Source organism: Streptomyces sp. NPDC048172, assembly GCF_043202595.1.
In the GTDB taxonomy this organism is placed as follows: Bacteria; Actinomycetota; Actinomycetes; order Streptomycetales; family Streptomycetaceae; genus Streptomyces.
The window spans coordinates 248,021-271,472 of sequence record NZ_JBIDAT010000008.1 but is presented as its reverse complement, the minus strand read 5'-3'; the positions used below and the strand labels follow the sequence as shown (position 1 = coordinate 271,472).

Below are 23,452 nucleotides of genomic sequence, written 5' to 3'. Positions count from 1 at the left end.
GGGCAGCAAGCGCAGCAAGCCTGTTCGACACGCGTAGACATACGTGAGGCTGCGACAGTAGGTCGCCTCCGGGGCCCTGACAAGAACCCCCGCACCGCCGGGTGGGGTCAGCGGGCGCGCTTGAGGACGACGGGCTTGCCCGGCTCGACGGGGCTGGTGATCCGCGCCTCGCCGGGGCCGTGCGCCGTGACGCGCACCGGCGCCGCCATGTCGACGCTCCCCTCGCCGCACGTGCCCTTGCCGCCCAGCAGCCCCGCGTAGACGAGCGTGCCGTCGTCGGCGGCGCCGAGGACCTTCGCCCACGAGCAGCCCTCGTTCTGCCCCTTGCCGACGAAGCGCATCATGGCGGCGTCGACCCGGCCCTGGTTGAAGCGGATGACGGTCCCCTCGTTGCGCTGGGCCGCCGCGCCCGTCATCCTCCAGTCGCCGACCAGGGCCTTGGGAACGGGCTTCTTCTCGCTGCCCCGTACGCGTTCGAGGCGGACGGGCTGCTTCTGCCCGGGGGCGGTCCACACCAGCGCGCCGTTCCGGTGGACCATGTCCTGCACCGCGCGCCGGGGACACGTCGCGCCGTCCTCGTACGGCTTGGACGGCCCGCTCCGTACGCGCACTACACCGTCGTACGACACGAGGTTCGCCACGGTCCTGCACAGGGTGTCCTTGTACGTGCCGTAGGCCGTCATGACGGGCTCGCCCTTGGCGCCCTGCTGGACCTCGACGCGGTGCAGCACCGCCTCCTCGCCCTCGGGCTTCTCGGGGGCGGACTGCCAGGAGCCCAGGAACTGCTTGGGCAGCGCACCGCCGGGCGCGGGCTTCAGGCTCTTGCCCGGGGAGGGCCGCGCGGAGGAGCCGCCGCCCGCCTTCTTCCCCTCGTCCCCGGACCCGTCCCCGTCCATGGCGCGTACGGCGAGGAGCGTCCCGCCCGCGACCAGCGCGAGGGCGACGGCGCCCGCGAGGACGACCGTCCTGCGGCGGTTGCCGCGCTCGCGCTCCGGCGGAGGGCCGAAGCCCGTGGCGGGCGGCTCGGGCGGCTGAGGGGGAATCACCTGCGCGACGGCGGCGCGGTCGGCGGCCTCCCGCGCGCCCGGCACCTCCGCGTCGAGCAGCCGCGCCGCGTGCTGCCCCAACTGCGCCACCAGACCGGCCGGAAGCCACGGCTCCGCCGCGCCGTCGCCCCGCCCGTCGGGGCCCCGCCCGCCGTCGCCCCGCCCGCCAGGCCCCGGCTCGCCCTCCGGGTCGGCCGTACGGGCGACGATCTCGTCGAGGCCGGGGCGTGCGGCCACGTCCTTGGCCAGGCAGGCGGTGAGCAGGTCCCGCAGGCCCTCCGGTACGCCCGTGAGGCGCGGTTCGTCCTCGGCGACGCTGAAGAGGAGCCCGTGCGAGGAGAGGTTCTCGTCCCCGAAGGGCACGCGGCCCGTCGCCGCGAAGGCCACCGTGGAGCCGAGCGAGAAGACGTCGCTCGCGGACGTCAGCTCCTTGCCCCGCGCCTGCTCGGGGGACATGAAGGCGGGCGAGCCGACGACGGCGCCCGTGCGCGTCAGCTGCGTGTCGTCGGCGGGCTCCAGCGCCCGCGCGATGCCGAAGTCGATCAGGCGCGGACCGTCGAGGGTGACCAGGACGTTCGACGGCTTCACGTCGCGGTGGATCAGCCCGGCCCCGTGCACGCTGCCCAGCGCGAGCGCCAGCCGGTTCAGCAGGATGCGGACGGTGCGCTCGGGCAGGGGTTCGGACTGCGCCCGTACCGCGTCGTCCAGCGGTACGCCCGGGAGGTAGCCGGTCGCGAGCCACGGCTGCGGCGCGTCGGGCTCGGCGTCGAGCACCGGCGCCGTCCACTCGCCGCCCACCTGCCGTGCGGCGCGCACCTCGCGCGCGAACCGCCGCCGGAAGTCCGCCCGTTCCGCCAGGTCGCTCCGGACGAGCTTGACCGCGACCGTCCGTCCGCGCGAGGACTGCGCCAGGTAGACGCTGCCCATGCCGCCCTCGCCGAGCCTCCCCAGCAGCCGGTACTCCCCGATCTGCCGCGGGTCCCCCGCCCGTAGCGCGTCCATCCACTCCCCCAAGAGCCGTACACGGTCAACTCCCGGGCGATCGTACGTGCTGGGGGTACGGGAGGGGTCAGTCGGCGCGTTCGAGGATCACGGACCTTCCGGGGTCCACGGGGTTGTTGAACCGGACCTCGTCGGCGCCGTTCATCGTGACGCGCATCGGCACCCGCATCGTCATGCCCACCATGGGCACCGCGAGGTCGCTGCCGTCGCCGCACGCGGCGATGGGGCCGGTCAGACCTCCGTAGATGAGCGCGCCGTCCTCGACCGCGCCGAGGGTCTTCACCCACTCGCACGCCTCCTTCGAACCCCGGCCGGTGAACTCGAAGTTCATCAGGGCGTCTCCGACGGGCCCCTGGTAGAAGTCGACGCGGATGTCCTCGCCCTCCTTGGCCGCCTCGCGCGTCATCTTCCACTGGCCGATCATGGCCTCGGGCACCAGCTTCTCCCGCTCCTTCTGGACCCGGTCGAGCCAGACCGTCTCACGCCGCCCGGGGGCGCTCCAGGCCAGCGCCCCGTTCTTGTGGGCCAGCTTCTGCCTGGTGTGCTGGGGGCAGGGCTTCTGGGAGCCGCGGCTCTGGGAGATCTCACTCTTGATCCGCAGGCCGCCCTTCGAGGAGACGAGGCTCCCCTCGGAGTAGCAGAGGTTGTCCTTGTAGACGCTGACGGTCTTCGCGACGGTGTCGCCCTCGCGGCCCTGCTCGATCTCGACGTGCTGGGTGACGACGCCGTCGCCGTCGGGCTTCCGGACGGCGGACTGCCAGGTGCCCAGGTACTTGTGGGGCACCTCGCCGCCGGAGGCGGGCCGGGGCCCCGCGCCGTCCGTGCCCTCGTTCTTCCCCTGCGCCCCGGTCGTCCGCGGCGGGGCCGCCTCGCCCGTGCCCTCCCCGCCGCGCAGGTCCGGGCCCAGTAAGGCGAGGAGCGTCCCGGCGCCCGCGATCAGCGCGAGGGCCACGAGGGCGCCCATCACGGCCCGTACGCGCCGGGGTCTCCGCTCCTCGCGGGGCGCCGGGCCGTGCGGCGGACCGGCAGGAGTGACGGGCGGCAGCGAGGGGGCGACGGCGGCACCCGCACCGGCACCGGACCTCGCTCCGGCTCCCGCACCGGCGCCTCCGGACGGGCCGTCCGACGCCGACCAGGTGGTCTCGGCCCACTCCGACCATTCCGAGGGGAGTTCGGGGATCTCGGGCGGCTCGGGGGACTCCGGCAGCACGGGCGCCCGCACGTACGCGTCGGCCGCGCGGTCCGCCGCCTCCCGCGCCCCCGGCACCTCCGCGTCGAGCAGCCGCGCGGCGTGCTGGCCCAGCTGGGCGACCAGTCCGGCCGGGAGCCACGGCTCGGTGACGCCGCTCTCTCCGGCCTCTCCCCGGCCGGGCCCCGGGTCGCCCCCGGGGTCGGCGGTCCGCGCGACGATCTCCGCGAGCCCCGGGCGCGCCCGGGGGTCCTTCTCCAGGCAGGCGTCCAACAACTCCCTGAGCCCGTCCGGCACCCCGGCGAGATCCGGCTCGTCCTCCGCGACGCGGAACAGCACCGCGTGCGCGGCGAGGTACTCGTCGCCGAAGGGGACGCGGCCCGTCGCCGCGAACACCAGCGCGGAGCCGAGGGAGAAGATGTCGCTGGCCGCCGTCAGCCGCTGGCCCCGCGCCTGTTCGGGCGACATGAAGGCCGGGGAGCCGACGACGGCGCCGGTCCGGGTGAGCTGGATGTCGCCGGTGTGCTCCAGCGCCCGCGCGATGCCGAAGTCGATCAGCCGCGGGCCGTCGATGGTGACCAGGACGTTCGACGGCTTCACGTCCCGGTGCACGAGCCCCGCCTCGTGCACGCTGCCCAGGGCCAGCGCGAGCCGGTTGGCGAGGATGCGGACGGTGCGCTCCGGCAGCGGATCGGGCTGCCCCTCGACCGCGTCCGTCAGCGAGATGCCCGGGATGTAGCCGGTCGCGAGCCAGGGCTGCGGCGCGTCGGGCTCGGCGTCCAGCACGGGCGCCGTCCACTCGCCCGTCACCTGCCGCGCGGCCCGGACCTCCCGCTCGAACCGCAGCCGGAACGCCGGGTGTTCGGCCAGTTCGCTCCGGACCAGCTTGACCGCCGCGGTCCGGCCCCGTGACGACTGCGCCAGATAGACGCTGCCCATCCCCCCGTCGCCGAGCCTCCCCAATAATCGGTACTCGCCGATCTGCCGCGGGTCGCTCGCCCGTAACGGCTCCATCCACTCCCCCGAGCTGTCCGTGGTCCCATCCGGTCAACTGCGAAGCGATCGTACGCCGTTGTGGTCCGGTTCTTGGCCCTGTCAGCCATCTCCGGCCCACGCGACGGGACCTGGACGCAACCTGGACGGAACCCCTCCGGGGCCCGTCCGGAATCCGTCCGGAATCCGGACGGGCCCCGGGGCAGAACCGGTGGCGGAACCGGGGGACGGGACCTACGGGGCGACCGCGCCGCCCAGCTCGATCTCGGCCCTGCGGAGCGCCCGTTCGAGGACGGTGGCGCCCGCCTCCGCCTCGGCCACGGTGAGGGAGAGGGGCGGGGTGATCCGCAGGACGCTGGCGGTGGCGTGACCGCCGCCCTTGCCGACGAGCAGCCCGCCCTCGCGCGCCGTCTCCAGCACGATCGAGGCGGCCTCGGGCGAGGGCGCGTCCGTGCCGGGCAGCACCAGCTCGATGCCGATCATCAGTCCCCTGCCGCGCACCTCGCGGACGACGCCGAGCCCGGCGGAGGCGGCGCGCAGCCGCTCCAGCAGCAGCCCGCCGACGCGCCGCGCGTTGCCCTGGAGGTCGTGCTCCAGCAGGTACGCCAGGTTCGCGTTGCCCGCCGCCATGGTGACGGGGCTGCCGCCGAAGGTGGAGATGGAGTTGGCGTCGAGGCAGTTCATGACCTCGGCGCGGGCGACGACGCCGCCGACCGACATCCCGTTGCCGATGCCCTTGGCGAAGGTGAGGACGTCGGGCGGCCCCGCCGCGTCATGGGCCTGCCAGCCCCAGAAGTGGTCGCCCGTACGGCCCCAGCCGGTCTGCACCTCGTCGCTGATCCAGAGGATGCCGTGCTGCTGGAGGACCTCGCGGAACGCGGCGTAGAGCCCGTCCGGCGGGGAGGTGAAGCCGCCGACGCCCTGCACGGGCTCGGCGATCAGCGCCGCGACGTTCCCGTGCGTCTGGCCGAGCACGTCCTCCAGGTCGGCGACGCAGGCGGCGGTGAACCCGGCGTCGTCCAGGCCCGCGAACGGGCCGCGCGTGCGCACCCCGCCGTGCACGTACAGCGTGTGGAACGGCGAGAGGGACGAGGGCGACCACGAGCGGTTGCCCGTGATGCCGACGGCGGAGAACGAGCGGCCGTGGTAGCTGTTGCGCATCGCCAGGACCTGGTTCGACTGGCGGTACGCGGTCGCCAGCAGCAGCGCCGTGTCGTTGGCCTCGGTGCCCGAGGTGGTGAAGAAGACCCGCGCGTCGGGGATGCCGGAGAGCGAGGCGACGCGCTCGGCCAGCTCGACCATGGGCCGGTCCAGGTAGAGCGTCGAGGTGTGCAGGATGCGCCCGGCCTGCTCGCTGACGGCCTTGGCGACCTCGGGCAGCGCGTGCGCGGTCATGGTGGTGAGGATGCCGCCGAAGAAGTCGAGGTAGCGGTTGCCCTCGGCGTCCCAGACGTGCCGCCCCTCGCCGTGGGTGATCTCCAGCGGGCGGTCGTAGTAGAGCGCGAGCCAGTCGGGCAGCACGGCCCGGTGCCGGGCGTGCAGCTCGTCGTGCGGATCCCTCTGCGCGGTCACGGCTGCACCAGCCCTCCGTACGCGTCCGGCCGCCGGTCCCGGTAGAAGGCCCACTGCTGCCGCACCTCGTCGATCATTCCGAAGTCGAGGTCGCGGACGACCAGCTCCTCCTCCTTGTCGCTCGCCACCTCCCCCACGAACTGCCCGCGCGGGTCCACGAAATAGCTCGTGCCGTAGAAGTCGTTGTCCCCGTACTCCTCGACGCCCACGCGGTTGATGGCCGCGACGAAGTACTCGTTGGCGACCGCCGCCGCGGGCTGTTCGAGCTGCCAGAGGTAGGCGGAGAGGCCGCGCGAGGTGGCCGAGGGGTTGTAGACCAGCTGGGCGCCGGACAGGCCGAGTTCGCGCCAGCCCTCCGGGAAGTGGCGGTCGTAGCAGATGTAGACCCCGACGCGGCCGACGGCCGTGTCGAAGACCGGCCAGCCCTGGTTGCCCGGGCGGAAGTAGAACTTCTCCCAGAAGCCCCTGACCTGCGGAATGTGGTGCTTGCGGTAGGTGCCCAGCACGGTGCCGTCGGCGTCGATGACGGCGGCGGTGTTGTAGTAGAACCCGGCGCCGTCCTCCTCGAAGACGGGCGCGACGACGACCATGCCGGTCTCCCGGGCGAGGGCCCGCATCCGCCGGCACGTCGACCCGTCGGGCACGGACTCGGCCCAGCGGTAGTGCGCGGGGTCCTGGACCTGGCAGAAGTAGGGCGCGTTGAAGACCTCCTGGAAGCCGATGACCTTCGCGCCGCGCCGGGCCGCCTCTCTCGCGTGCTCCTCATGCTTGTCGATCATGGACTCGGTGTCCCCGGTCCAGGTGGCCTGCACCAGTGCGGCTCGTACGACCTCGGGCATGAACAGCTCCTTCGGTGGAGACGGCAAGCCTGTGCGACACGCGTAGATATACGTGAGGATGTGACCGTAAGTCCCGGCCGGGCCGCTGACAAGAACCCCGGCGGGGACCGTTGCCGGGCGGCGCCGGCCGATCTGCCGGAAACCGTCTGGGCAGCGGCGGGGACGGTGCGTAGATTCGCGTCCGGACCAGCCGGAACCAGCGAGCTACGAGGCACCGAGGGAGTTCCCGCATGCCGGACGAATCCGCACCGCGATCGCACATGGCGTCCCCCGAGGAGACCATGGCCGCCGTCGACTTCGACGCGTTCTACCAGGGCAAGCAGGCCGTCGCGGGTCTCGACATGGCGTTCGAGACGCCGCCATGGGTGATCGGCGGGCCCCAGCCCGTGCTCGTCGACCTGGAGAGCACGGGCGTCCTCGGCGACGGCCACCTCCTCGACGCGGGCTGCGGAACGGGCGACAACGCGCTCTTCCTCGCCTCCCGAGGCCACCGCGTCACCGGCTTCGACGCCTCCCCCGCCGCGCTGGACCAGGCCAGGAAGAACGCCCAGGAGCGCGGCCTGGACGTCGAGTTCACCGAGGCGGACGCCACGCGGCTGGACGAGCTGCCCGCCGAGGCCTTCGACGCGGTCGTCGACTCCGGGCTGTACCACGTGCTCGGCCCCGCGCAGCGGAGCGCGTACGCACGGGCCCTGAGCCGGGTCGTACGGCCGGGCGCGCTGCTGCACATGCTCGCGACAGCCGAGGCGGAGGGCCCCAAGACGCCCCTGCCGCCCCCGGTGAGCCCCGACGACCTGCGCACCCACCTGGGCCCGTACTGGGACGTCGAGCGGATCCGGCTGACCCGGTTCACCACGTCGTTCACCGAGGAGTCGCTGACCCGGATGCGCCCGGCCATCCACGCCGCCTCGGGCGTCGACCTGGACCCGGCCGCCATGGAGTACGACGGCCGGGGCAGGCTCACGTCACCGTGCTGGTACGTACGCGCGGCCCGGCGGAGCTAAGCGAGCGGCAGCCCCTCCAGCAGGTCCGGAATCCCGATGGGCAGTTCGCGGACGCGGATCCCCGTGGCGTGGAAGACCGCGTTCGCGACGGCGGCGGAGACCCCGAGCGGGCCCAGCTCCCCGATGCCCTTGGCGCCGAGGGGGCTGGCGTACGCGTCGTGGTCGTCGACGAAGAGCACGTCCACCTCGGGGACGTCGGCGGTGACCGGCACCGCGTACCCCGCCAGGTTCTTGCTGGCGAACCGGCCGAACTCGGCGTCGAAGCGGGAGCGTTCGAGCAGCGCGTGGCCGATGCCCCAGGTGAGGCCGCCGGTCATCTGGCCGCGCGCGGCGAGGGGGTTGATGATGCGGCCCGCCGCGTACGCGCCGAGGCAGCGGGCCACCCGGGCCCGGCCGAGCAGCGCGTCGACGCGGACCTCGACGAAGACCGCGCCGTACGCGTGCACGGACATCGTGTCCTTGCGGCCCAGCCCGTCGCCGCCCTCCTGCGGCCCCCAGGTGGCCTCGGCCTCGGCCTCCTCGGCGCCGCCCGCCAGCTTCTCCTTCACCGCGCGCGCCGCGAGCAGCACGGCAGAGCCGAGGCCCATCGTCGCGGAGGACCCGGCCGTCATGCCGGTCGCCGGAAGCCGGGTGTCGCCGAGCACGACCTCGACGTCCTCGGGCCGTACGTCCAGCACCTCGGCGGCGACGGTGGCGAGCACTCCGGGCTGCCCGGTGCCGATCTCCTCGGTCCCGGCCTCGACGCGGACGCGCCCGTCCGCGGTGCGCACGACCCGCGCGGAGGACGGCATGCGGTGCGTCTCCAGGCTGACCGTGGCCATCCCCAGCCCGACCAGCTCGTCACCCTCACGGGTGGCGCGCGGTCCGGGCGCGCGCCGGGCCCAGCCGAACCGTTCGGCGCCGCGCTTCAGGCACTCCCGCAGCCCGTGGCTGGAGAACGGGGCGCCGGTGAGCGCGTCGCGCTCGGGCAGGTTGCGCAGCCGGAACGCGAGGGGGTCGAGGCCCACCGCGTACGCCAGTTCGTCCACGGCCGACTCCAGCGCGAAGAGCCCCGGGCCCTCGTGCGGCGAGCGCATCGGCGTCGGGGTCGCGCGGTCGGTGTGCCGGATGCGGCGGCGCAGCTCGATGTGCGGGCTGGCGTAGAGCGAGGCGCAGGCGTCGGTGGTGGCCTCGGCGTACTGGTCGTACCGCGAGGTCGCGTTGACGCTGTGGTGCCGCAGCGCGGTGAGCCTGCCGTCGGCGTCGGCGCCGAGTGTCACGGTCTGCCGGGTCTCCGGCTGGTGCCCGCAGGAGGTGAACATCTGCGCGCGGGTGAGCGGCAGCCGTACGGCCCTCCCCACGGCCCGCGCGGCGGCCGCGGCGAGCACCTGGTGCGGCCAGATGTACCCCTTGCAGCCGAAGCCGCCGCCGACGTACGGGCAGATGACCCGCACCTGTCCGGGGTCCAGCCCGAAGGCGTTGGCCAGCACCGCCTGGGTCGCCGAGATCGACTGCACCGAGTCGTGCACGGTGAGCTGGTCGCCGTCCCAGCGGGCGAGCGTCGCGGAGGGCTCGATCGGGTTGTGGTGCCGGTCGGAGGTCGCGTACGTCTCGCTGACGACCGTACGGGCAGCAGCGAGCCCCGTGCCGACGTCGCCCGTGCCGTGGTCGGCGGGGCCCATCATCGGCATGCTCTCGACGCTGTCCTCGGCGTCCGCGAAGACGACCGCGGACCGGACGCCCTCGTACGCGACACCGACCAGCTCCGCCGCGTACCGGGACCGCTCGCCGGTGTCGGCGAGCACGAGCGCGACGGGCTGCCCCTCGTACCGCACGACGTGATCCGTCATGGGCAGCACGCTCTGCCCCACGGGCCCGCCCCCGTAGCCCGGTTGCGGCAGCTCGTCGGCCGTGAGCACGGCCACGACCCCGGGCGCCCGGCGCGCGGCCCCGGCATCGACGACGGCCCGCTCGGCGCGCGGTACGGTCGCGCACACGAACGTGCCGACGAGCGCGTCGGCGGCGGGCACATCGGCGACATACCGCGCGGCCCCGGTGAGCTTGGCAGGCCCATCGGGCCGCCGCAGACCCTCGACGGGCGCTGAGACCTGTGGATTCACGAGAGGCTCCCTTCCCGCCCGGCGCCGGAGGCGGCATCGCGGCGAGACGCGTCGCGGATCGCGCGGACGGCGGTGCGGCGGGCGAGTTCGGTCTTGTACGCGTTGCCCCTGCCGTTCGCCCCGCCCGGGAGGGGGCGTGCGGCGGCGAAGTCGCGGGCCAGCGCCGTGTGGACGGCCCCGCCGTCCTCCGGGTCGACGCCGCGCAGGGTCTCCTCGGCGGCGGTCAGGCGCCACGGCCGGTGGGCGACGCCGCCGAGCGCGATCCGCGCGGCGGCCAGCGTCCCGTCGGCCGCGAGCTCCACGGCGGCGGCGGCCGAGACGAGCGCGAACTCGTACGAGGCACGCTGCCGGACCTTCACGTAGTGCGAGAGCGGGGCCGGGCCCGGCACCTCGACGCCCGTGATGAGCTCGTCGGGCGCGAGGGCCGTGTGCCGCTCGGGCGGCGCCTGTTCGGGGGTGAGGTGGAAGGCCCCGGCGGGCACGCGCCGCGCGCCGCGCGGGCCCTCGACCAGCACCGTCGCGTCGAGCGCCGCGAGCGCCACGGCCATGTCGGACGGGTGGGTGGCGACGCACTCCTCGGTCCAGCCGAAGAGCGCGTGCTCCTCGGTCTCCCCCGACCTGAGCACGGCGCAGCCGGAACCGGGGGTGCGCTTGTTGCAGGGCAGGTCCCCGGTCTCGGCGCGGAAGTACGGGCAGCGGGTGCGCTGTTGGAGGGTGCCGCCGACGGTGGCCATGTTGCGCAGCTGCGGCGAGGCGGCCAGCAGCAGCGACTCGGCGAGCACCGGGTAGCCGCGCGCGACCTCGGGGTGCGCGGCGACGTCGCTCATCCGGGCCAGGGCGCCGATCCGCAGGCCGCTCCCGCTCCCGGTCCCGGTCCCGCCGGGCAGCGGCTCGACGGCGCGCAGCGGCAGCGCGGTGATGTCCACGAGCCGCTCGGGCCGTTCGATGCCCTCCTTCAGCCAGTTGAGCATCTCGGTGCCGCCCGCGAGGAGCCGCGTGCCGGGCTCCTGGAGCGCCGTCAGCGCCTCTCCGACGTCGGCTACGGACGTATAACCGAACTCCCTCATGCCGTCGCCCCCTTCGCGGGCCCCTGCGAGGCGACCTCCGCGACGGCGGCCCGTATCTGCGGATACGCCGCGCACCGGCACAGGTTGCCGCTCATCCACTCGCGGATCTCCGCGTCGGAGCCCGCGTGCCCCTCCCGTACGCAGGCGACGGCGGACATGAGCTGGCCCGGCGTGCAGAAGCCGCACTGGAAGGCGTCGTGGGCGTGGAACGCCTCCTGCATCGGGTGCGGGGTCCCGTCGGAGGCGGCGAGACCCTCTACGGTCGTCACCTCGCTCCCCCGCGCCGAGACGGCGAGGGTGAGGCAGGACAGGACCCTGCGGCCGTCCACATGGACCGTGCAGGCGCCGCACTCCCCCCGGTCGCAGCCCTTCTTGGCGCCGGTCAGGGCCAGCCGGTCACGCAGGACGTCGAGGAGGGTGGCCCGCACGTCGCAGGCGGACACCTCTCGTTTCTCGCCGTTGACGGTCAGAAGCAGAGACTGTGCACCGTTGTTGGTGGCCATCCTCTTGTCTTACACATTGGAGAGCACTCCAAGGCAAGACCTCCGGCTGAAGGCCTCCGGCTACAGCGCGGCGAGCGCTCCCAGCGCCTGGGCCGTCGGCTCCACGTCGATCAGCCACTTGAGGTGGCTGCTCGTCAGGGTGCGGACGTCCCACGGATTCCCGGGCGTCAGCTCGTCGCCCTCGCGGATGAGGCGGTCCTGCATGGCGAGCGGCATGCTCACGTCGTCGGACAGCCGCACGAAGGTCCTCGGGACGGTGCCCCAGGTCGCGGCCTGGGCGCGGTCGTCGGAGGTGCCCCCGTCCAGGTTCTCGTCGGGCTGGAAGGTGTTGAGGAAGGTCAGGAACTGCTCGTCGCTGACGTCGGCGAGGAAGAGCCCCTTGACCGCCGCGAGCGTGTCCGGGTCCGCGGTGCGGAAGTTGGTGCGCAGCAGGCCGAGTTCGGCCGGGTTCGCGGCCATCGCCGGGGCGAGCGCGGCGACGTCGACGGAGGCCATCTCCGGCTCGGCGTAGTAGTCGTTGACGTCGAGGGCGAGCGGGCACCAGGCCGAGACGTAGACGAGGCGGTCGAAGAGGTCCGGGCGCGCGTTGGCCGCCGCGGTGAGCGTGATCCCGGCGCGGCTGTGGCCGACGACGATGACGGGCCCGTTCCGCCTGGCCCGCTCCAGTACGGCGATGAGGTGCGCGGCGTTGTCGGCGAGCGTGACGCCCTTGATCGCGCCGGGGGCCGTGGCGAGGGCCGCGAGGTCCTGCGGCGCCTGGTAGGCGTGCGGGTAGGTCGCCGCGAAGCCGTGCCCCGGCAGGTCGACGGCGACCGAACGGTGCCCGAGCAGGCCGAGTTCGGCCTGGAGGGGCGCGAACGAGAAGGAGTTCGCGAAGGCTCCGTGGACCAGGACGAAGGTGGGTTGCATGGCACTGCTCGCTTCCTGTGCAAGGGTGAACGCGCGAACAGCCCCCGTGGCTCCCGCGCGTCCACCCTACCCAGCGGAGATCATTCGCACTAGATTCCGCTTACCGCCCGCCGCCGTGGCCGCCGTGGCCGCCCGAGGGGTGGACGACCATCGCGGAGCCACCTCCCCGCCGGTCGGTCTCGGCCGCCGCGCGCCACCGCCCGTCGGGCAGCCGCTGCACGCCGGTGGCCGCGCCGATCTCCGGGTTCTCCTTGAACTTGTGGCCCAGCGCCTCCAGTTGCTTCCGCACCTTCGCGCTCATCAGCTTCGGCTCCATCTCGGTCTGCTCCGCGTTCCGCTGGCTGGCGCGCGGCGCGGCGATGGCGTCCACGAGGGGCATGCCGCGGTCGAGGTGGTTGGTGAGCGTCTGCAGCACGGTGGTGATGATCGTGGCGCCGCCCGGCGAACCGAGCGCGACGACCGGCTCGCCGTCCTTCAGCACGATCGTCGGCGACATCGAGGAGCGCGGGCGCTTGCCGGGCCCGGGCAGGTTCGGGTCGTGGACGTCCGGCGAGGCCGGGGCGAAGGAGAAGTCGGTCAGCTCGTTGTTGAGCAGGAATCCGCGCCCCGGCACGGCGATGCCGCTGCCGCCGGTCTGCTCGATGGTGAGGGTGTACGCGACGACGTTGCCCCACTTGTCGGACGCGGTCAGATGCGTGGTGTTCGGCCCCTCGTACGTCGTCGGCGCCGCCTTGCCGCCCGCCTCGCACGCCTTGGGGTCGCGCGGGTCGCCGGGCGCGAGGGGGCTGGTGAGCGCCTTGCCGTCGTCGATCAGGCACTCGCGCGAGTCCGCGAACCGCTGCGAGAGCAGGCCCTTGGTCGGCACGTCCTCCTGCGTCGGGTCGCCGACCCAGCGGCCCCGGTCGGCGAACGCGATCCGGCTCGCCTCCAGGTACCGGTGCAGGTACTGCTTCTCGCTCATCCCGCGCAGATCGCTCTTCTCCAGGATGTTCAGCGCCTCGGAGACGCTGGTGCCGCCGGAGGACGAGGGCGCCATCCCGTAGACGTCCAGGCCCCGGTACGCGCTCTTGGTCGGCGCCTGGTCGCGGGTGCGGTACGAACTCAGGTCCTTCGCCGTCATGTCGCCGGGCCGCACCTTCCGTTCGGCCCCGGGCGCGACGGGCGGCTTGCGCACGGTGTCGACGATGTCCTTGCCGATCGCGCCGCGGTAGAGGGGCCCGGTCCCCTTCCGGGCCAGCTCGTCGTACGTACGGGCCAGGTCGGGGTTCTTCAGCGTGGAGCCGACGGCCGGGGGCTTGCCGCCGGGCAGGAAGAGCTTCGCGGTGGCGGGGAAGTCCCGGAACCGCTTCTCGTTGTCGGCGGTCTGCTTGCGGAACGTCTCGTCGACCGTGAACCCGTCGCGGGCGAGCCGGGTCGCGGGCGCGAGGGCGTGCCGCAGCGACTTCTTGCCCCACTTGTCCAGCGCCCGGTCCCAGGTCGCGGGCGTCCCCGGCGTCCCCACGCCGAGCCCGCTGGTGACGGCCTCGTCGAACGGGACGGGCTTGCCGTCCTCGGTGAGCAGGTCCTTGTCCGCGCTGAGCGGCGCCTTCTCGCGGCCGTCGATCGTACGGACCTTCTGCGCGCGGGCGTCGTAGTAGACGAAGTACCCGCCCCCGCCGACGCCCGCCGAGTACGGCTCCGTCACGCCGAGCGCGGCGGCGGTGGCCACGGCGGCGTCCACGGCGTTGCCGCCCTTCTTCAGGACCTCGATCCCGGCGGCGGACGCGTCGGCGTCGACGCTGGAGACGGCCCCGCCGTACCCGGTGGCGACGGGGGTCTTGGCCGGGGTCTCCCGCTCCGGGCTCCCCTGGGCGCCGGGCGTGGCTCCGGTGAGCGCGGCGACAGCCGCGAGCGCGGCCCCCGCACCGAGGATCCGGCGCGTCCCGCGGCGCCGGAACCCGCGCGATCTGGGTGTGCCCATGTCAGACCTCCATCGCTGCGTCGTCGAACCCGCGCAGCCTAGCTGCGAAGAAGTGGCGCGCAAAGCGTGAAACCCGCACCATTCGGCAGGCTGCGGCGCCCCGGAGCCGTACCCCGGGCAGCGGGCCCGGACGGCAGGGCCTACTGTGCGGCGGCATGGATGAGAACCTGCGCGAGATACTCCTCGGCGTCCTGGCCGCGGGGATCACGGCAGCGCTCGGCTGGTTCGCCCGTACGTACCTGTGGCGGCGCAAGCAGCTCCGCAAGCAGCGCTTCTTCGGGCTGCCCGACAACTCCGAGTGCCTGCTCGTGGTGAACCGTGACCCCTCGACGACCGAGTGGGCGGTCCAGCGCAACGACGTGTTCGCGCTGCTGGAGCTGTCCGCGCTCATCAAGGACTGCGGCGCCCACGCCGACGTCGTCCCGCAGGACGGCGCACAGCAGGGCTTCGGCGAGCGCACGGAGTTCTGCCTGGGCGGGCCCACCTCCAACCGGAGGATGGCGGCGCACCTCCAGTCGCTGCTGCCCGGCGTGCAGATCAACATCGACAGGGAGCCGGGCCCGGACAGGTCCGCGTTCACGATCGGCGGCGAGAGCTACCGGCTGGAGCACGGCACCTCCGAGTACGTGCTGCTCGCGCGGCTGACGGCGGGCCAGAGCGGCGACGACGTCCGCCCGGTCTTCCTCTTCTGCGGCCAGCGCGGCGTCACCAACCAGGCCGCGAGCCGCTATCTCGCCCGCCACCACGTCAAGCTCGCCCGCAAGCACGGCCAGCAGGGCAACTTCTGCCTGCTGCTGAAGGTCGTCAACTCCCAGGCGTACGGCCCCGACGTCGTCGAGCTCGTCGCCGACGTCACCCGCGCCGCGACCACCCCGGTCGCCCCCACGAACGGCCGCCGGGGCGCGCACCGGGCCTGACGGTGTCTCAGCGCACGCCCGGGGCGCCCGGCATCGTCGAGCCCGCCTCGGGCGGCGCGACGGCCTGGGCCGTGACCTTCACGCTGCGCCGCTCGTGCCGCGCGACCCAGGTCGCGAACCAGGAGAGCAGCATGCAGAGCCCGATGTAGATCGCGGAGATCACGATGACGACGGGGATGAACGGCATCGTGTAGTCCATGTTGATCGCGATCAGCCGCCCGGCGTGCAGGAACTCCTCGTAGGTGATCAGGTAGCCCAGCGAGGTGTCCTTGAGCGCGACGACGAGCTGGCTGATGATCGTCGGCAGCATCGCCCGTACGGCCTGCGGCACCAGCACATGGACCATGACCTGCGTCTTGCGCAGCCCCAGCGCGTACGCGGCCTCGCCCTGGCCCTTCTCGACGGAGAGGATGCCGGTGCGGAAGACCTCGGCGAGGACCGAGCCGTTGTAGAGGGTCAGCCCGGCGACGAGCGCGGGCAGCGGCTGGACCTGGAGCGCGACGAAGATGAAGAAGATCATCACCAGCACCGGCATGGCCCGGAAGAACTCGACGAGCACCGTGCTGATCCAGCGGACCGGGGCGTGCTCGGAGAGCCGTCCGGCGGCGAGGACCGCGCCGAGCGCGAGGGAGAGCACGGCCGCGAAGGCGAACGCCTTGAGCGTGTTGCCGAGCCCCCGCAGCAGCAGCTCCTGGATGCCCGCGTACGTGAACGGGCGCCACTTCACGCCGGAGAACTGGCCCGTGTCGACAAGGAGATAGATCACCCACCCGGCGAGCGCGAGCAGCGCGGCCGTCGTCAGCAGCCCGTAGGCGAGATGGCGGGCCCTGGCCTTCGGCCCGGGGATGTCGTAGAGCGCGGAGGCGTTGGCCTGGAGCGAACGGGCGCGGCGCGGGGTGCGGGGGGCGCGGGCCGGGCGGGCGTGTGCGGTCATCGGGCGACTCCCCAGCGCCGCTCCATCGCGTGGAAGAGCGCGCTGATCGCGAGGGTGAGGATCAGATAGCCGAGCGCGATCCAGACGAAGGACCAGATCACGCTGTAGCCGTTCTCGTTGAGGGTCTTGTACGTGCTCAGCAGCTCGGTGACGCTGAACGAGCCCGCGATGGCGGAGTTCTTGGCGAGCGCGATGAGGGTGGAGCCGATGGGCGGGATGACGGTGCGGAACGCCTGCGGCAGCACCACGGTCCCCAGCGTCTGGCCGAAGGTCATCCCGAGGCTGCGCGCGGCCTCGCCCTGGCCGACCGGCACGGTGTTGATGCCCGAGCGCACGGCCTCGCAGATGAACGACGAGGTGTAGCAGCCCAGCGCCAGCACCGCGAACAGCTCGAAGGGCAGCGCGATGCCGAACCGCGGCAGCCCGAGGAGCATCGCGAAGAACAGCAGCGTCAGCGGGGTGTTGCGGAGCACCGTCACCCAGGCCGTGCCGACGACGCGCAGCGCGCGGACCGGCGCCACCCGGAAGCCTGCCATGACCACGCCGAGCGCGAGCGCGAGCAGCGAGGCGTAGACGGTCAGCCGGATGGTGCCGAGGAATCCCTCGCCGTACAGCGAGAAGTTGTCTGTGAGGACGTCCATGGGGGCCGCTGCCTTCCTCTCAGCTCGTCAGGGAGCGGTCGATACGGGGAGGCTTCGGGGCCGGCACTCCGGAGAGGCCGAGCGTCGCGTCGTAGGCGCGCTTCCAGTCGCCGTCGCGCACGCGGGCGGTGAGGGCCTTGTCGAGCGTGCGGGCGAGCACCTTGTCGGACCTGGGCACCCCGACCCCGTACGGCTCGGTGGAGAACGCCTTGCCGACGACCTTGAGCTTGGCCGGGTCCTTGGCCGCGTAGCCGAGCAGGATGGTGTCGTCGGTGGTGACGGCGTCGACCTGGTCGTTGAGGAGGTTGTCGACGCAGATCGCGTAGCTGTCGTAGGCGACGGCGGTGGCCTTGGGGTAGTCGGCCTCGACGCGCTGGAGCGGGGTGGAGCCGACGGCCGAGCAGATCTTCTTGCCCGCCATGTCCTGGGGGCCCTTGAGCTGCTTCTCGGCGCGGCGTACGAGCAGCTTCTGGCCCGCGATGTAGTAGGGCCCGGCGAAGCCGACGAGCTTCTTGCGGCCGTCGTTGATGGTGTAGGTGCCGACGTAGAAGTCGATCTGGCCGTTCTGGAGCGCCGTCTCCCGGTTCGCGGAGGCGATGGCCTTGAACTCGATGTCCTTCTCCGGGTCGAAGCCGAGGGAGGCGGCGAGCATCCGCGCGATCTCGATGTCGAAGCCGGAGTAGGCGCCGGTCGCGGGGTTCATCTCCCCCATCCCCGGCTGGTCCTCCTTGACGCCGATGGTGAGGTGCCCGCGCTTCTCGGCGCTCTTCCAGGTCGGGGAGGAGCGCAGCGAGAAACCGGAGTCCACGGCGTAGTGCGGCAGCTTGCCCGGCTGGGGCCCGCGCGCGGGCGGGGATCCCGACCTGCCGCAGCCGGTGGCGGTGAGGCTCAGGACGAGCGCGCCCAGCAGTGCGGCGGCGGCAACGCGGTGCGTACGGAGTGGCACGGCTCTCCCCCTCAGTGCTTCAGGATCTTGGACAGGAAGTCCTTGGCCCGGTCGCTCTCGGGCGCCGTGAAGAACTCCTCGGGGGTGCGGTCCTCGACGACCTGGCCGTCGGCCATGAACACGACCCGGTTCGCGGCGGAGCGGGCGAAGCCCATCTCGTGCGTGACGACGACCATGGTCATGCCGTCCCGCGCCAACTGCTGCATGACCTCCAGCACCTCGCTGATCATCTCCGGGTCGAGCGCGGAGGTCGGCTCGTCGAAGAGGAGGGCCTGCGGGTCCATGGCGAGGGCGCGCGCGATGGCCACGCGCTGCTGCTGGCCGCCGGAGAGCTGGGCGGGGTACTTCTCCGCGTGATCGGCCAGGCCCACCCGTTCGAGGAGTTCACGGGCGCGGCGCGCGGCCTCGTCCTTGTTCTTCCCGCGGACCTTGAGCGGCGCGAGCATCACGTTGGCGAGCACCGTCTTGTGCGCGAAGAGGTTGAACGACTGGAACACCATGCCGACCTCGGTACGCAGCCGGGCCAGCTCCTTGCCCTCGGCGGGCAGGGGGCGGCCCGCCAGGGTGATGGTGCCGGACTCGATCGTCTCCAGCCGGTTGATGGTCCGGCACAGCGTCGACTTGCCGGATCCCGAGGGCCCGATGACGACGACGACCTCGCCCCGGCCGACGGTGAGGTCGATGTCCTTGAGCACGTGCAGAGCGCCGTAGTGCTTGTTGACGCCGCGCAGCTCGATCAGCGCTTCCATAGAAACCATAGAAAGGGGAAAATATCCGCATCATCAGGGCACTTCTGGGATGACACGCAGTAAGCCCGCACAACACGAAAGTGGCCGCTTTCTGGGCCTAGGTACGAAGGACGCCCCTGGGTACCTAGCCTGCTTGCCTGTCAGGCAGGTTGGGGACGCATGGGGAAAGAGGAACCCGGGATGGGAGACACGGGTGACACGAGGCCGGTGTATCAGCGGATCGCCGACGATCTGCGGCGGCAGATCGACGAGGGGACGCTCGTCGTCGGCGCCCGTATCCCCTCCCGCTCGGAGCTGAAGCGCTCCTACGAGGCCAGCGACCAGACCGTGGACCGCGCCGTGCGGGTACTGAAGTCCGCGGGCTACGCGGAGGGACAGTTCGGGCGCGGCGTCTTCGTCACGGACCGCGCCCCGGTCGGCACCCTGCTGCGCTCCACCGGCGCCGTCGACTCGCCCTTCGCCGCGCGGATCGCCGCGATGGGGCGCGAGACGGGCGCCGCGGTCGTCTGGGAGGCGACCTCGACCACCGCGCAGGCCACCGAGCGCGTCGCGTGCCGCCTCGGCGTCGAGCCCGAGGCGCGCGTGATGTGCACCCAGTACGAGTATCTGGCCGACCGCCGCCCGGTCCAGCTCGCGACGAGCTGGGAGCCGCTGGAGATCACCGAGGGCACGGACGTCGTCTTCCCCGAGCGCGGTCCGTACGCGCGCAGGGGCGTGCGCGGACGGCTCGCGGCGATCGGCATCCGCGTGGTGCGCGCCGTGGAGCTGGTGGGCGCCCGGCCCGCGACCAGCCCCGAGGCCGAGTCGCTGGGCTGCTCACCCGGCCAGTGCGTGACGGCCGTCGAGCGGACGCACTACGACGAGGACGGCCGCGCCGTCGAGACCTCCGACATCGTCGTCCGCGCCGACCGCTGGCGGCTGGAGTACGGCATCACGTTCACGGGCTGACGTACGTACATACGTACGCCGACTCGTACCCCCTTCCGCACATCCACCGGTGCCGCCCGCGCGAACACCGGGGAAAGGCCCTCGCGGCACACACCGGAAGGAAGGGCAGGAACCCATGGCCGAGCAGAGCAGGATCGACCTTTCGCGGCTCTCCGAGAGCGAGCTGGACGGCATCCGCAACGACGTGCTGCGCACCCTCGCCGAGCGGGCGCGCGGCGGCGGGGTGGAGAGCATCCTCTACGACCGGCACGGAAGCGGTCACTCCAAGAACACCGACCCCCGGAAGCCGCAGGACTGAGTCGCCGTGCCCGGCAGGCCGTCCCGCGCGGAACACCCGTCGCCCGAGCAGGCGCGGCCTGCCGGGCTGGAGTGGATCGTCCTCAAGATCGCTCAGCGCTGCAACCTCGACTGCGACTACTGCTACGTCTACAACCGGGGCGACACCTCCTGGCTCACCCGCCCCACCTACATCTCCGACCGCGTCACCCGTCAGCTCGCCGAGCGGATCGCCGCGCACTGCGGTGCCCGGGGCCTCACCGAGTTCGTCGTCGAACTGCACGGCGGCGAGCCGCTGTTGCTGGGGCGGGCCCGGATGCAGCGGCTGATCGACACGCTGCGCGGCATCTGCGCCCCCGTCCGCATACGGATCATGCTCCAGACCAACGGGTTGCTGCTGACCGGCGCCTGGCTCGACTTCTTCGCCCGCAACGGCATGACGTTCGGCCTCAGCCTCGACGGCCCGCCGGAGATCGCCGACCGGCACCGGGTGCTGCGCGGCAGCCATGAGGGCACCACCGAACGGCTGCTGGACACCGTGGCCGCGCTGCGCGCCCAGGGCCCGCTCTTCGACGAGCTGCTGGGCGGCGTGCTGTGCGTCGTCGACCCGGCGGCGCACGGCGGCGAGATGGTGCGCTGGTTCGCCGACCAGGGCTTCCCCGACATCGACTTCCTGCTCCCCGACGGCAACCACGTCAACCCGCCGCAGGGCTGGACGGGGCCCGAGCCGTACCGGCGCTTCCTGCTGGAGGCGTTCGACGCCTGGTACGGCGAGGGGCCGCGGGCCGCGCGCGTACGGCTCTTCGAGCTGATGATGATGAGCCTCCTCGGCCGCGAGAACACCCTCGACGCGCTGGGCGGCGACCTGAAGGGCCTGTGCGTCGTGGAGTCCGACGGCTCGATCGGCATCAGCGACGTGCTGCGCATCTGCCTCGGTCCGTACGCGCACGACTCGCTGAACGTCTTCGACCACCCGCTCGACGCGCACGCCGGGCACTACCGCCTCGACGAGCTCCAGCGGCCGTGCGCCACCTGCCTGGCCTGCCCGCACTTCACGAGCTGCCAGGGCGGCTACCTCCCGCACCGCTTCGACGGCACCTCCTTCAGCAACCCGTCCCTGTACTGCGAGGCCCTCTACGCGCTCTCCGCGCGGATGACCGAGGCCCTGGAAGCCGACCTCCCGGCCGCCGCCTGGCAGCCGCGGGCCGCCTGACCCACCACGGGGGGAGACCCATGTCCGACCGCTTACGCTGCCTCGCCATGCCGGGGTCCGGCTTCGACACGGCGCTGATGGACGCCGTGGTCGCGGCGCACGCCGAGGGCGTCGCCGCCGCGTTCCTGCTGCGCCACGGCCGCACGCTCGGCACCGCGCTCTCCACCGCGCTCGCGCCGCCCTGGCATGTCGAGCACGCCTCGGACGCGCTGTGGGACCCGGCCGTCGGCGCCGTCGAACGCCTGCTGGAGACCGGTGAGGGCGACCCCGTCGCCGCCGCCGAGGGGCTCGCCCGCTGTCTGCGCCGCGCGGGCGGTCCGCCGGAACCGGCCCCGGAACGGGGCCCGGACCCGGGCCCGGGCCCCTTCGGAGCCGCCGAGTCCGTACCCGTCAACGGCTCGTCCCTCCGGCTGCTCCCCGAACGGGCGGTGCGCGCGCAGCTCGCCATCGAGGACGACTTCCACTCGATCGTCACGTTCCCCGAGCCGACCAAGGAGCTGGCCCGGTTCTACGCCGACGCCGTGGACCTCCTCCGCACTCGCGCCCCGCGGTACGCGCGCTGGGTGCTGCGCGTCCTGCGCTCCCTCGTGCCCTGCGACAGCGGCGCCTCCCGCACCCGCAGCAGCAGTTGGCGCGAGGCGCCCGGCACCGTCCTCGTCTCGGTCTCGCCGGATCCGGCCGAGGTGGCCGAGATGCTGGTCCACGAGGCGTGCCACCAGTACTTCTATCTGGCCCGGCGGCTCGGCGACGTGACCGACCCGGCGGACACCCGGCAGTACCACTCCCCCGCCGTGGGCCGCTCCCGGCCGCTGGACAAGGTGCTGCTCGCCTTCCACGCCTTCGGGAACGTCCGCCTCCTCCACGAGGAGCTGGGCACCCCCGGCGTCCTGGACCGGATGCGCCGCGACACGGAGACGCTGGCCGCGCCGCTGCGCGGCAACCCCTCGGTCACCCCGCTCGGCCACGCCCTGGTCGACCCGCTGCTGGAGCGGCTCTCATGACACCTCCGAAGCGCCTCACGCTCGACGGCACGGCGGACCTGCTCCGCTGGGAGCCCGGGGCCGGGGCGACGGCCGCGACCGGCGACGAGGTGACCGCGTGGCGGTCGGCGTACGAACGGCGGCTGGAGGAGCGGCTCGGCGAGCGCGTCGCCGCGCACCCCGAGGCGTACGAGGCCGTGGCCCGCGCCCTCGGCGTCCTCCCGGCGCGGGTGCGCACGCGTTTCCTGCGCGCCCCCTCCGTCGCCACGCTCGTCCTCCGCGACAGCGGCGGGACGGAGATCGACGCGGGCCTCCTGGAGGAGGCCCTCGCCAGGGAGCTGACCGTGACGGGACTGCTGGCCCCGCCGCCCTCCGGGCGCACCGTGTGGAACGTACGCGGCGACCGGTCGCTGCCCCAGGTCCCGGACGGGCTCCGCGCGGTGGATCCGCTGCCAGGGCTGGACGTCGCGGTGGACACGGCGAGCCCGTTCCGCTTCCCCGACGGCGCGTTCGGCCTGACGGCGGGCACGGTGCCGTACGGCGAGGAGCGGCTGGCGACGGTCGTGGAGCGGCTGCGCGGCGCCGCCCGTATCCTCACGGGGCTCGGCGGGCCCGCCCGTTACGTCGAGACGTTCGCGCAGGTCGTCGCGGTGCGCCAGGAGCCGGAGGGGGCGCGGAGGTTCCACTCCAGCTCGTTCTCCGGGCTGGCGGGGTGCTGCCGGCTGACCAACGCGCACCTGCCGCACGTCACCCCCGCGCTGCTCGCCGAGGCGCTGGTGCACGAGGCCACGCACGGCAGGCTCTATCTCTACGAGGAGCTGCGCGAGCCCTTCCTGCGCCGCGCCGACGCCAACGACCGTGCCGTGACGTCCCCTTGGACGGGCGCCACCATCCGCCTGCAGTCCTTCCTGCACGCGTGCGCCGTCTGGTACGCCGTGCACTGGTTCTGGGTGCGCTCCCGCGACGCGGGCCTGTGCCCGGAGGCCGAGGCGGACGCCCGTACGGCCCTCGCGCGGACCGGCTTCCGCCGGGACCCCGCGGGAACGCTGCTGCGCGCGCACGCGCCGGTGCTGACCGGCAGCGCCAGGAACCTGCTGGAGCAACTGCGCGCCGCGACCGCCGCGGTGGTCGCGGGCTGAGCCCGCACGGCACGGCGGACGGGCCCCGCCCTCAGCCCTCGCTCGCCTCCGCGTGGACCTGGGAGAGCTCGGGCGAGCCGGTCTCCGCCCAGGTGGCGCCCGCCTCCAGGACGTCCACCTCCACGCCGGAGGGGAGGCGGACGACGGGCTGTCCGTCGGGCCACTGGCGCCACTCGGCGCCGGGGACCGTGCGGACCAGGACCGTGCCGAGGTAGAGGCCCGCGTCGCTGCCGAGCCAGGTGACGACGTCGGGATCGTCGCGCCAGCGCGGCAGGAGCTGGTCGAGCGCGCTCAACGACTCGGCCGTGTCGTCCAGTTGCACCCCTTCTCTCCCGGCGTGGTCGCGGAGCAGCTCGCACTCGGAGAGGAGTTGCGCCGCGCTCTCGGGGTCGCTGGAGAGCGCGTCGGTGAGTGCCGCGCCGTCCGTCTCCCCCCGCCGCTTGAGCCAGTTGTCAAGAAAAGGGATGTGCATGCCGTTCAGCGTGGCATCCGTACCGGCCTCCTCACCATAGGGCGCGCTGTGCGT

General features: G+C 73.2%; 21 protein-coding genes. 7 read left to right on the top strand and 14 right to left on the bottom strand.

The features are described from left to right. Positions 1-107: 107 nt before the first annotated feature. The 4 genes from ACGF3A_RS33045 to ACGF3A_RS33030 all read right to left on the bottom strand — a co-directional run bounded on the left by ACGF3A_RS33045 (position 108) and on the right by ACGF3A_RS33030 (position 6,641). Positions 108-2,048, bottom strand: a complete 1,941-nt coding sequence (locus ACGF3A_RS33045) for a serine/threonine-protein kinase (protein WP_393734102.1) — start codon at positions 2,046-2,048, stop codon at positions 108-110. A 67-nt stretch (positions 2,049-2,115) separates the two neighbouring features. Beyond that, on the bottom strand, positions 2,116-4,251 hold the full coding sequence (locus ACGF3A_RS33040) for a protein kinase (RefSeq protein ID WP_393734101.1): 2,136 nt from the start codon (positions 4,249-4,251) through the stop codon (positions 2,116-2,118). 213 nt (positions 4,252-4,464) lie between these two features. Continuing rightward, the gene (locus ACGF3A_RS33035) at positions 4,465-5,802 is read right to left on the bottom strand and encodes an aspartate aminotransferase family protein (RefSeq protein WP_393734100.1); all 1,338 of its coding nucleotides are present in this window, start codon (positions 5,800-5,802) and stop codon (positions 4,465-4,467) included. Then, positions 5,799-6,641 carry a nitrilase-related carbon-nitrogen hydrolase gene (locus ACGF3A_RS33030; protein WP_393734099.1) on the bottom strand — a complete coding sequence of 281 codons (843 nt, stop codon included), beginning with the start codon at positions 6,639-6,641 and terminating at the stop codon, positions 5,799-5,801. Before ACGF3A_RS33030 ends, ACGF3A_RS33035 begins: the two co-directional genes overlap by 4 nt. A gap of 230 nt (positions 6,642-6,871) precedes the next feature. Between ACGF3A_RS33030 and ACGF3A_RS33025 the strand changes: the two genes are divergently transcribed. Continuing rightward, entirely contained in the window at positions 6,872-7,645 is a 774-nt protein-coding gene (locus ACGF3A_RS33025) for a class I SAM-dependent methyltransferase (protein WP_393734098.1), read from the top strand. Here ACGF3A_RS33025 and ACGF3A_RS33020 read toward each other — a convergent pair. The 5 genes from ACGF3A_RS33020 to ggt form a co-directional block, all read right to left on the bottom strand. Next, complete coding sequence (locus ACGF3A_RS33020) at positions 7,642-9,744, bottom strand: xanthine dehydrogenase family protein molybdopterin-binding subunit (protein ID WP_393734097.1); 2,103 nt, start codon at positions 9,742-9,744, stop codon at positions 7,642-7,644. The genes ACGF3A_RS33025 and ACGF3A_RS33020 overlap by 4 nt on opposite strands. Beyond that, positions 9,741-10,811, bottom strand: coding sequence for an FAD binding domain-containing protein (locus tag ACGF3A_RS33015; protein ID WP_393734096.1), 1,071 nt, complete (start codon positions 10,809-10,811; stop codon positions 9,741-9,743). The genes ACGF3A_RS33020 and ACGF3A_RS33015 overlap by 4 nt, the downstream gene beginning before the upstream one ends. Further along, a complete protein-coding gene (locus ACGF3A_RS33010; RefSeq protein WP_393734095.1) occupies positions 10,808-11,314 on the bottom strand; it encodes a (2Fe-2S)-binding protein in 507 nt (168 codons plus the stop codon). Before ACGF3A_RS33010 ends, ACGF3A_RS33015 begins: the two co-directional genes overlap by 4 nt. A gap of 60 nt (positions 11,315-11,374) precedes the next feature. After that, positions 11,375-12,223, bottom strand: a complete 849-nt coding sequence (locus tag ACGF3A_RS33005) for an alpha/beta fold hydrolase (RefSeq protein WP_393734094.1) — start codon at positions 12,221-12,223, stop codon at positions 11,375-11,377. A gap of 100 nt (positions 12,224-12,323) precedes the next feature. Then, a complete protein-coding gene (ggt, locus tag ACGF3A_RS33000; RefSeq protein WP_393734093.1) occupies positions 12,324-14,183 on the bottom strand; it encodes a gamma-glutamyltransferase in 1,860 nt (619 codons plus the stop codon). 155 nt (positions 14,184-14,338) lie between these two features. Here ggt and ACGF3A_RS32995 point away from each other — a divergent pair, with 155 nt between their 5' ends. Further along, positions 14,339-15,100 (top strand): hypothetical protein, encoded by a 762-nt coding sequence (locus tag ACGF3A_RS32995; protein WP_393734092.1) that lies wholly within the window; start codon positions 14,339-14,341, stop codon positions 15,098-15,100. A 7-nt stretch (positions 15,101-15,107) separates the two neighbouring features. On the opposite strand, the gene ACGF3A_RS32990 is transcribed toward ACGF3A_RS32995, so the two are convergent. The 4 genes from ACGF3A_RS32990 to ACGF3A_RS32975 are packed head-to-tail and all read right to left on the bottom strand — an operon-like array spanning position 15,108 to position 18,370. After that, positions 15,108-16,034: an amino acid ABC transporter permease gene (locus tag ACGF3A_RS32990; protein ID WP_393734091.1), complete on the bottom strand. Its 927-nt coding sequence runs from the start codon at positions 16,032-16,034 to the stop codon at positions 15,108-15,110. Further along, on the bottom strand, positions 16,031-16,675 hold the full coding sequence (locus tag ACGF3A_RS32985) for an amino acid ABC transporter permease (protein WP_393734090.1): 645 nt from the start codon (positions 16,673-16,675) through the stop codon (positions 16,031-16,033). Before ACGF3A_RS32985 ends, ACGF3A_RS32990 begins: the two co-directional genes overlap by 4 nt. 19 nt (positions 16,676-16,694) lie before the next feature. Beyond that, positions 16,695-17,621: a glutamate ABC transporter substrate-binding protein gene (locus ACGF3A_RS32980; RefSeq protein ID WP_393734089.1), complete on the bottom strand. Its 927-nt coding sequence runs from the start codon at positions 17,619-17,621 to the stop codon at positions 16,695-16,697. Positions 17,622-17,632: 11 nt separating this feature from the next. Continuing rightward, complete coding sequence (locus ACGF3A_RS32975) at positions 17,633-18,370, bottom strand: amino acid ABC transporter ATP-binding protein (protein ID WP_393734088.1); 738 nt, start codon at positions 18,368-18,370, stop codon at positions 17,633-17,635. A 180-nt stretch (positions 18,371-18,550) separates the two neighbouring features. Here ACGF3A_RS32975 and ACGF3A_RS32970 point away from each other — a divergent pair, with 180 nt between their 5' ends. The 5 genes from ACGF3A_RS32970 (at position 18,551) to ACGF3A_RS32950 (ending at position 22,926) form a co-directional block, all read left to right on the top strand. Further along, the gene (locus ACGF3A_RS32970; protein ID WP_393734087.1) at positions 18,551-19,318 is read left to right on the top strand and encodes a GntR family transcriptional regulator; all 768 of its coding nucleotides are present in this window, start codon (positions 18,551-18,553) and stop codon (positions 19,316-19,318) included. 115 nt (positions 19,319-19,433) lie between these two features. Then, the gene (locus ACGF3A_RS32965; protein ID WP_393734086.1) at positions 19,434-19,616 is read left to right on the top strand and encodes a hypothetical protein; all 183 of its coding nucleotides are present in this window, start codon (positions 19,434-19,436) and stop codon (positions 19,614-19,616) included. Positions 19,617-19,622: 6 nt separating this feature from the next. Beyond that, complete coding sequence (locus ACGF3A_RS32960; protein ID WP_393734085.1) at positions 19,623-20,807, top strand: radical SAM protein; 1,185 nt, start codon at positions 19,623-19,625, stop codon at positions 20,805-20,807. 20 nt (positions 20,808-20,827) lie between these two features. Beyond that, positions 20,828-21,808 (top strand): aKG-HExxH-type peptide beta-hydroxylase, encoded by a 981-nt coding sequence (locus ACGF3A_RS32955; protein ID WP_393734084.1) that lies wholly within the window; start codon positions 20,828-20,830, stop codon positions 21,806-21,808. Beyond that, positions 21,805-22,926 (top strand): aKG-HExxH-type peptide beta-hydroxylase, encoded by a 1,122-nt coding sequence (locus ACGF3A_RS32950; RefSeq protein ID WP_393734083.1) that lies wholly within the window; start codon positions 21,805-21,807, stop codon positions 22,924-22,926. The genes ACGF3A_RS32955 and ACGF3A_RS32950 overlap by 4 nt, the downstream gene beginning before the upstream one ends. 31 nt (positions 22,927-22,957) lie before the next feature. Here the strand turns inward: ACGF3A_RS32950 and ACGF3A_RS32945 are convergent, their stop codons facing one another. Continuing rightward, positions 22,958-23,398 carry a DUF6278 family protein gene (locus ACGF3A_RS32945; RefSeq protein ID WP_393734082.1) on the bottom strand — a complete coding sequence of 147 codons (441 nt, stop codon included), beginning with the start codon at positions 23,396-23,398 and terminating at the stop codon, positions 22,958-22,960. Between the last annotated feature and the right edge of the window lie 54 nt (positions 23,399-23,452).